An 8101-nucleotide genomic window follows, 5' to 3' on the forward strand; every position below is an offset into this window, starting at 1 on the left:
CATGTCCGATTTCGTGAGCGGGATCAGCCCGCTCTATGTTGATCACCTCGCGGTCACCACCGCCGAGTTCGAGCCCTGTCTGCGCGATTATCTGGCGATGCCGGGTGCGCGTATAAGCCGTGGCCCGGGCTTCAACGATCAGCAGAAGGTGCGCTTTGCCTTCGTGCAACTGGCCGATGGTTTCCGGGTGGAGATCCTCGGCCTGCCCGAAACAGGCGACAGCCCGATCATGGCTCATGTGGAGCGCGGTGGCGGGGCCTATCACCTGTGCTATGCCGTGGCCGATATCGACGCCTCGCTGGAGCGGGCGCAAGCGGCGGGCGCGCGCGTGGTGGTGCCACCGAAGCCCGATCCGGCACATGACGGCCGGCCGGTCGCCTTTCTGATTCATCCGGCACATGGCCTGGTCGAGTTGGTTGCAGCCTGGCCAACCATGGCTGCGCCCGCCGCAGCCCCTGCCAAGGCGTCCCCGGTACCGACTGCGCCTGCGGCGCCATCGTCGGCCGAGGCACAGCCCGAACTGGTAGCGGCCTTCCGCACCGTCCTGCGCAAACTGTCCACCGAGGAAGTGACCGAAGCACGGTTCGGCGATGCGCCCGGCTGGGATTCGCTGGCCCATCTGCAGCTGGTGATGGAGGTCGAGCGTCGTCTCGGCATCCGCATTCCCACGCGCGAGATGGGGAATCTCACCAGCTTTGCGGCCTTCGCTGCCCATGTCGAAAAAATACTGGCTTGACCGGGACCATCCGGCCGCACGCCGTTACAGGAGATACGAGATGACCCGACCCTTCAACATCGCCGGCCACCCGATCGGCCTTGGCCACCAGCCCTTCATCATCGCCGAGATGTCGGGCAATCATAACCAGAGCCTTGACCGTGCGCTGGCCATCGTCGAGGCTGCCGCCAAGACGGGGGTCCATGCCCTAAAGCTGCAAACCTATACCGCCGACACCATGACAATCGATGTCACCGAAGGCGAGTTCCACATTTCGGACGAGACGAGCCTCTGGGCCGGCAAGAGCCTGCACAAGCTCTATCAGGAAGCCTATACCCCCTGGGAATGGCACAAGCCAATCTTCGACCGCTGCCGCGAACTGGGGATGGTGGGCTTCAGTTCGGCCTTCGATCCGACTTCGGTCGATTTTCTCGAAACGCTGGATGTGCCGGTCTACAAGATCGCCTCTTTCGAGATGACCGATTTGGAGTTGGTGGCCAAGGTTGCTCGCACCGGAAAGCCGGTCATAATCTCGACCGGCATGGCCAATGTGGCAGAGATTGCCGAAACCGTCGATTGCGCGCGGGACAACGGCTGCAAGGATCTGGTGCTGCTGAAATGCACCTCGGCCTATCCGGCGACGGCGGCCGATGCCAACCTGGCCTCGATCCCGGCGCTGCGGCAAATGTTCGGCTGCGAGGTCGGTCTATCGGACCACACCATGGGCACGGCGGTGTCGGTCGCTGCGGTTCCCTTGGGGGCGGTAGTCTTCGAGAAGCATTTCACCTTGGCCCGGGCCGATGGCGGCGTGGATTCCGCCTTCTCGCTGGAACCCGACGAACTGGCGCGCCTGGTCAGCGAGACCCGCGATGCGCAGTTAGCCATCGGCAAGCCCACTTTCGGCGGAGGCTCGTCCGAAAAGACCTCGCGGTCGCACCGTCGTTCACTTTACGTGGTGAAGGATCTCAAGACCGGCGACATGCTGGATGAGGACAATTTGCGTTCGATCCGGCCCGGTTTGGGTTTGCCGGTGAAATACCGCAAGGTCCTGCTGGGTACTCGCGTCAAGAAAGACGTCAAGCGCGGCACCCCGATGGATTGGGATCTTCTATAAACCGATTGTGGCGCAGCCCTGTGGTGGGGCTGCGCTGCCAATGTCTCAACGGTCTTTTATTTCAACAAGTTTGTTTTGGGTAAGGATTTTATCGGCGTGGGTAGGATGCCGGATCGCAATATGGGATGAACAGATGACGGATAATGTGGAGCAGCAGGTAACAGATTCTGAAAAATCTTCAGTTGGACGGCCTAATGCCTGCCTGTATGGTGCCGATCCCTCTGTAATACAGCGAGTGCGGCGGTGTTTTCCCCAGTTTCGCTGGCTGGAGCCATCGCAAATGGTGGCGGAAGTTCCCGCTCCGCCCATGGATGCAGCGGCCCGTCGGGCGTCGAGAGCCGGTTTGTTCGGCCTGTTTTCGCGCCGGTCCGAACCTTCGCCGCCGCCCACCTCTGTTCCGGCGACACGCCAGACGGCGATTTCTGATATCTCTTGGCATGTGCTTTGGCACGAAGCGGACCCCGACCTGCTGCCGGCCGACTCCGGGCCTCGGCTGTTGCTGGAACTGGGCCCCTTCGCCAAATTCCCGGTCCAGAAACCGGGCCGGGTGAATGGTTGCCTGTCGATGGTGCTGCGGCCACTGGATGGGATCTTGCCAGAGGGGGCTGATATGACCCCGGGCTGCCCTGTCTTGATGCAAGGGGCACAGATCGACCCGGCGCAGGCGCCTTTCGTCCTGGTGGTGGGAAGCACTGCCTTGGCCTTGGCCACGCGGGACCGCTGCGGGGACCTGCCGATTTATCTTGTCCCGGCCGAAGCGCCGAACCATGAGGAACAGTGGGCTTTGGTTGGCGCTGGTGTCACCATCCCGCCGAGCATCGTTCTGGGCGCGGTCTTACGCAATGCCGCCGAAATCGTGACGGACAGGTTCGATATAGCCTTGGCGGCACGGCAGGCCGGGCTTGCGGTCACTGCGGCGGGCGAGGCTGCGTCGGCGGCGCTGGCGCTGCCCGAGGTGGACGGGGTGTTCGATCCACAAGGAGTCTACGGCTTCGCGCTAGGTCGCCCGCGCCGCGAAAGCGTTTCGACGGCAACTTTTGTCGCAGCCTGGAAGCGGGCAATCTCCGAGGAGACCGCCTTCCAGAGTCTGTCGCTATCGTCGCTGCCGAGGGAAATCAGCCATCTGGTGATCGGGGCACCTGCGCCGCATCTTCTGGAAGCATTGTCGCAGCGTTTCGGACCTGCGCTCTGGGTCAAGCCTGCAGATCTGACCCGCGAGGATTTGTCGGCCTTGCGTGCGGATTGGAGCGGGGTTGTGCCGCTGATCGTCAATGTGGGCGGGCAAATTCCTGCCTCCGAGGTGGCGGAGTGGCTGGCTTGGTGCGGCGATGGCCAGGGAATCGAACTGCGGGACGTTCCGGCACACAACCCCTTTGGCGCCTGTCTCAACAAGACCTTCCAGCCGTTGCTCGCTCTGATGCCCATCGTATTGGATGACGAGGGAAAGGTGCAACTTGCATTGGCCAGAAGCTTTGCAGCCCTGACTGCGCACGAGCGCCGCAAGCTTGCGATCGAGGGGGAAGCTCTGCGCCCGGCCCTGCGCCGTCTGCCAATGGTGAAACGCTCCAACCGTTTCAGCCGGGTCGAGATGGCACGTCGTTTCGGCACGCCTGGACCGCGTCGTCTACTGGTGCTGGGCCGACCGCCGGAGGCTCTACAGGACGATACCGCCCTGATGGTGGGTCTGCTGAAACAGGCGGACGAGATACTTTATCTGCCGGCCGAGGGGGAAAAGACCGACTGGCTTAAACCCTTCGGCGCCCGGGTCCGGGTGCTGCGCGAGCCATTGCATCTGGGCGAACTGGCGCTGGTGGTCGACGAGATTCATGTGCTGGGACATCCGCTGGGGATCTGGGCGCCGCTGTTCGACCTGCCCCTGTATCAGCATGGTCCTGCTGTTTGGGACGGAGAGACCGAGTCGTTCGGTGATACACTGCATCGGGATATCTGGATTGGCTGGTTTTGCACAACCTGCCTGCTAGCCTTCGACCCGCTGACGGAACAGGGAACGTCCGTGCGGGACTATGCTGAAACCTGGTTGCCATCGGGCGGGGATCTCTCCGGGCCGGTCGTGACAGGGCTGACCAGTCGGGCGCTTGATCCGTCCAACCTTCCTGCGGTGCGATACGGCTTGTTGTCGCTGCTATCCGCCGCCGGGCAGGAAAAGGCCCTGCTGCCGCTGGCCGGTCCGTTGCAGCAGGCCGATCTTGCAGGGCAGCATGTCGGGCTGGACTGTTTCGTGGCGATGCTGCTGGCCCGGGCCGAGGGGTGGCAGGCGGCGGTGACGCGGGCGCACTGGATTTGGAAGCGGCATGGCGCAGAGGCGTTGCCGAAGGTTTTCACTCTGTTGCTGAACCTTCGCAAGGGCTTGTCCAACTGGGACGAGGCCAATCGCTTCCCGACCTTTGTTCTGGCTGTGTTCAGGGGGCTGCCATCGCAGAACCTGCTGGAACTGGGCCAGAGCTTCGTACAGGCACGACGTTTCCGGGCGGCGCTGACCTTTCTGGGCAGTTGTTTACCCACGGCCGAACGTCACCTGTTGGAGGCCGAATGTCATATCCGGCTGGGTCAGCAGGCTGAAGCGGAGGGGCTGCTGGCCCAGTTGGACAGCCAACCCGTCCACCGCCAGAAGGTTGCCGTGGTGCGCCGGCTGGCGGCCGCACTTGGCGGCAAGTCGGAAGAGAGTCTGCGCCTGCTTGAGGCCCGTGTCGCCGAGGCGCCGCAGGATTACGACAGTAGGCTGGCCATGGCCGAGCAGTTGATCGCCTGCGGCCGGCGGTCCGAGGCCGAGCAGATCCTGTTACCGCTGATCCGCACGGCAGTGGTATCCGTGGCAGCGCTTCGGATGCTGGCACAGCTCTACCTCGACCGGATGGAGACTTCGCGGGCTCGTGGGTTGCTGGAGGCGCAACTGCAGTTGACGCCCTCCGATGCGGTGGCTTGGCGGATGCTGGCTGATGCCCATTCCTTCGAGAATGATCTGCCGATGGCTTGCGATTGTTTGGCGCGGGTGCTGCGCCTGTCTCCCGGGAACCGCGGGGCGTATCTCGCTTTGTGCGATCTAGAGGCCGAGATGGCTGAAGCAGGCGTGCCTGATGCAGGACGCTGGAGCTCGGCCTTCGAGGCATTCCTGGACGACCTGGATCCGATGACGGCTGAAACCCGGCTGGCGCGCGCGCATATCCGGCTGCAGAACAACGATTTTGCCGGTTTCCGAAAGGATTGCGAAGCCATTCTGGCCTCTAAGCCCGATTATGTGCCTGTGCGGCTGTGGCTGGCCCATGCCAGGGCCTGGACTCCCGGTGAAAAGACTGCGCAGGAGATTGCCGCTATTGCCGCGGAATACGAATGCGTTCTCGTGCGCGAAGCCGATGATAATACTTTCGCGCTGTTGGATGCGATGCGCAGCTTCGCCCAGACCGGAGACGTGACCAGCCTGCAGCGTTTGGTCCGACGGTATCGGCATGCCATGTGCGAGGGCGCACCCGAACGCATGGCGGTGCCGCGTTACAATGCCGGCCTGGCGCTGGGGGATTACCGGGACGTCTATGCGGCGATGCGGCTGTTGGCTCGCACGCAGGTGCTGCGCCGCTACCAGCAGGATTTCCAGTTGATCCTGTCGCTGGATGAGGCCCCCCGTGCCGGCGATGTCCTGCTGCTTTCTGAGGGCGGGGTCGGTGACGAGATCCGATATTCCGCACTTTATCCTGAACTGGCAGCTCGGTTGCGCCATCCGGTCGTTTCGGTTGATGCGCGGCTGGAAACTCTGTTCCGCCGTTCCTTCCCGATGATTGAGCGCTTCGTCCCGATCAAACGCTATGATCGCAAGCGACTGCATCGGGATTTGATCGGCGACATGGGCGATTTGCCTGGACGCGACCTGACCCCTTTCATGACAGATCCCGTTCTGGCGGTGGCGCGGCAGGCGGCAGCGGTGTTGCCCGTGCCCTGCGCGCTAGCCGACCTGCGACAGCAGGATGCCGATTTCGCTCGCAGTCATCGGGTGCGGTTGGTGCCGGATCCGGCTTTGCGTGCTGATTGGGCCCGGCGGCTGTCGCCCTATGCAGACAAGCTGTTGGTCGGGTTGACCTGGACCAGCGTGCTGCGCCACTACCAGCGCGATACCCAGTATTTCACCAGCGCCGAAATCGCCGATCTGCTGCGTCTGCCGGGAGTGGTTTTTGTCAATTGCCAATATGACGATGTTTCTGCCGAACTGGCTTGGATCCGCGACGAACTGGGGGTCGAGGTGTTGGATTTCCCCGACCTTGACAAGCGCGACGATTTCGAGGGGCTGACGGCACTTCTGGCCGAACTCGATCTGTTCGTCGGTACCGGCACGACCACGACCGAGTTGGCAGCGATGACCGGCATTCCCACAGTGCTGGCCTCACCCGCGAACATGAACGCCTACCGCAACCCGAACCATACCGAGACAGACCGTTATTACGAGAATGTCCGCTTCATTCGCCCGATTCCGGCGACTGACCGGGCGACGATGCTGGCTCGGATCCGTGCCATTATCGCCGAAGAAGTGATGGGCAAAAGAGCTCGCCGCGTCGCGGCCGAATAACTACCGGAGACAGGATGACTCAGATCCGCATTACCATCTCGGCGCTTGCTTCCCCAGAAATTGGCACTGGGCACTTGCGCCGCATGATGGCGCTGGCCGAGGGGTTTCTTGATGATCTCCGCATTGCGTTGTGCATCCATACTACCGCGTTGGGGGCTGAGATACTGAAGGGACATCCGTTCCCCCCTGACCGGGTTGCTCTCGCCATCGCGCCAGATGACCCGGCCGTGGCGGCGATACAGCTTGCCGGGCTTTTGCGGGCACAACCTTCCCATGCGGTCATCGTCGACAATTACTATTGGCGAGCCGAGACCGAGACCGTGCTGCGCCAGCCTGGCACGCTGCTGTGCGTGGTGGACGATCTGGCCGACCGGCCTCATCTGGCCGATGTGCTTATCGACCAGAATGCCAACCAGACCGATGCGGCCTATCGGGGATTGGTGCCGGTGAACTGCAGGCTGGGGGTGGGCTCGCGTTTTTGCCTGTTGTCCCGGCCCTTCCGAGAGCAACGGGCGCGTGGCATTCCTGGTCCGGCGGCACGGATCGCGCGTGACCAAATATTCATCAGCTTGGGCGGTGGGGACCCAAACCGCGATCTGCCGCGTATCCTGCACAACCTGCTGGAACTGACGGATCTGCGGTTGAGCGTGGCGACCGGAAGCCATGTGCCTGATGCGGCTGCCTTGCGCGCGCTGGCTGCGGCTCGGCCCGACCGGATTGAACTTGCGCTCGACAGTGACAGGGTGGCCGAACAGATGCAGGCCTCGGCCATGGCGATCGCGGCTGGTGGAACTATGACTTGGGAGCGTGCCGTTCTGGGGCTGCCGACGTTGTGTCTTGTCATTGCTGACAACCAAGTGGCGACGGCGGTTTGGATGGAGGATCAGGGCATGCACCGCACTTTCGACATGCGTGGCGGCTGGCAGGATGCTGATTTCGCGGCGGCCTTCCGGGCTTTTGCGGGAGATGATGCGGCGCTGATGAATTATGCGCGCCGTTCCAGTGCGCTGGTCGACGGCCGTGGAGTGCAAAATGCGGTGGCGCTGATCCGTGATGAGATCGCAGTCGCTTGAAAGTTTTTGGAAGGAGTTGAGAGCGGCTGATATTTGATGGCCGCTCGTATTATTGCCCGGCTTGCTAGCTAGATGCCGTTGTCTAATCGCGCGTCCTGGATCAAGTCTTTTTTGTGATTATTCGATTTCCCGCCGGTCGCATCCGACCGAACGATGCGCTGCACATGCGAAGCATGTTATAATGCGAAGCGCTGTTTCGTGTTGTTCTGATGGACGTTTGCCGGGGGCACTGAACCGCCCCGGGATTGCCGGAGGCTCCCCCTCTTGAGAGTAAGGAGCCATCATGACGAAACGGAACGGCAATACCTATTCACCTGAAGTGTGAACCGGCGTGCAAAATTGACCCCGTAACGGGGTAATCGGCTTCCAAAAATGACCCCCCTTACGCTGATGGTCATGATGCCTCCGAGGCTATCGGGGGGCACAGTGTGGGATGCTGGTTGTGGAGACGATTGCGAAGATCCGCCGGGCGTATTTCCAGGACAAGAAGTCGATCAAGCGTAGCCGGCCGATTGTTACCGCGGCGACTGAGCCTTGATGCGGGCGACGAGTTCCGCGTCATCGACAAAGTCGTCGAGGAACGCGTGCCAGGTTTCGGTGGTGATGCGCGCGTCCCTGAGCATGTC

The 8101-nt window shown here is 62.3% G+C and carries 4 protein-coding genes; all 4 read left to right on the top strand.

The window, feature by feature from the left end; genetic code table 11:
- The first annotated feature begins 1 nt into the window (after position 1).
- The 4 genes from QPR87_RS19695 (at position 2) to pseG (ending at position 7475) form a co-directional block, all read left to right on the top strand.
- Positions 2 to 736 (top strand): VOC family protein, encoded by a 735-nt coding sequence (locus QPR87_RS19695; protein WP_285050978.1) that lies wholly within the window; start codon positions 2 to 4, stop codon positions 734 to 736.
- Positions 737 to 776: 40 nt separating this feature from the next.
- On the top strand, positions 777 to 1829 hold the full coding sequence (gene pseI, locus QPR87_RS19700; protein ID WP_285050979.1) for a pseudaminic acid synthase: 1053 nt from the start codon (positions 777 to 779) through the stop codon (positions 1827 to 1829).
- A 280-nt stretch (positions 1830 to 2109) separates the two neighbouring features.
- On the top strand, positions 2110 to 6402 hold the full coding sequence (locus QPR87_RS19705; RefSeq protein WP_285050980.1) for a hypothetical protein: 4293 nt from the start codon (positions 2110 to 2112) through the stop codon (positions 6400 to 6402).
- A 14-nt stretch (positions 6403 to 6416) separates the two neighbouring features.
- On the top strand, positions 6417 to 7475 hold the full coding sequence (pseG, locus tag QPR87_RS19710; RefSeq protein ID WP_285050981.1) for a UDP-2,4-diacetamido-2,4,6-trideoxy-beta-L-altropyranose hydrolase: 1059 nt from the start codon (positions 6417 to 6419) through the stop codon (positions 7473 to 7475).
- Positions 7476 to 8101: the final 626 nt, after the last annotated feature.

The sequence above is a fragment of the Paracoccus sp. SSJ genome, from assembly GCF_030234105.1.
Lineage (GTDB): Bacteria > Pseudomonadota > Alphaproteobacteria > Rhodobacterales > Rhodobacteraceae > Paracoccus > Paracoccus denitrificans.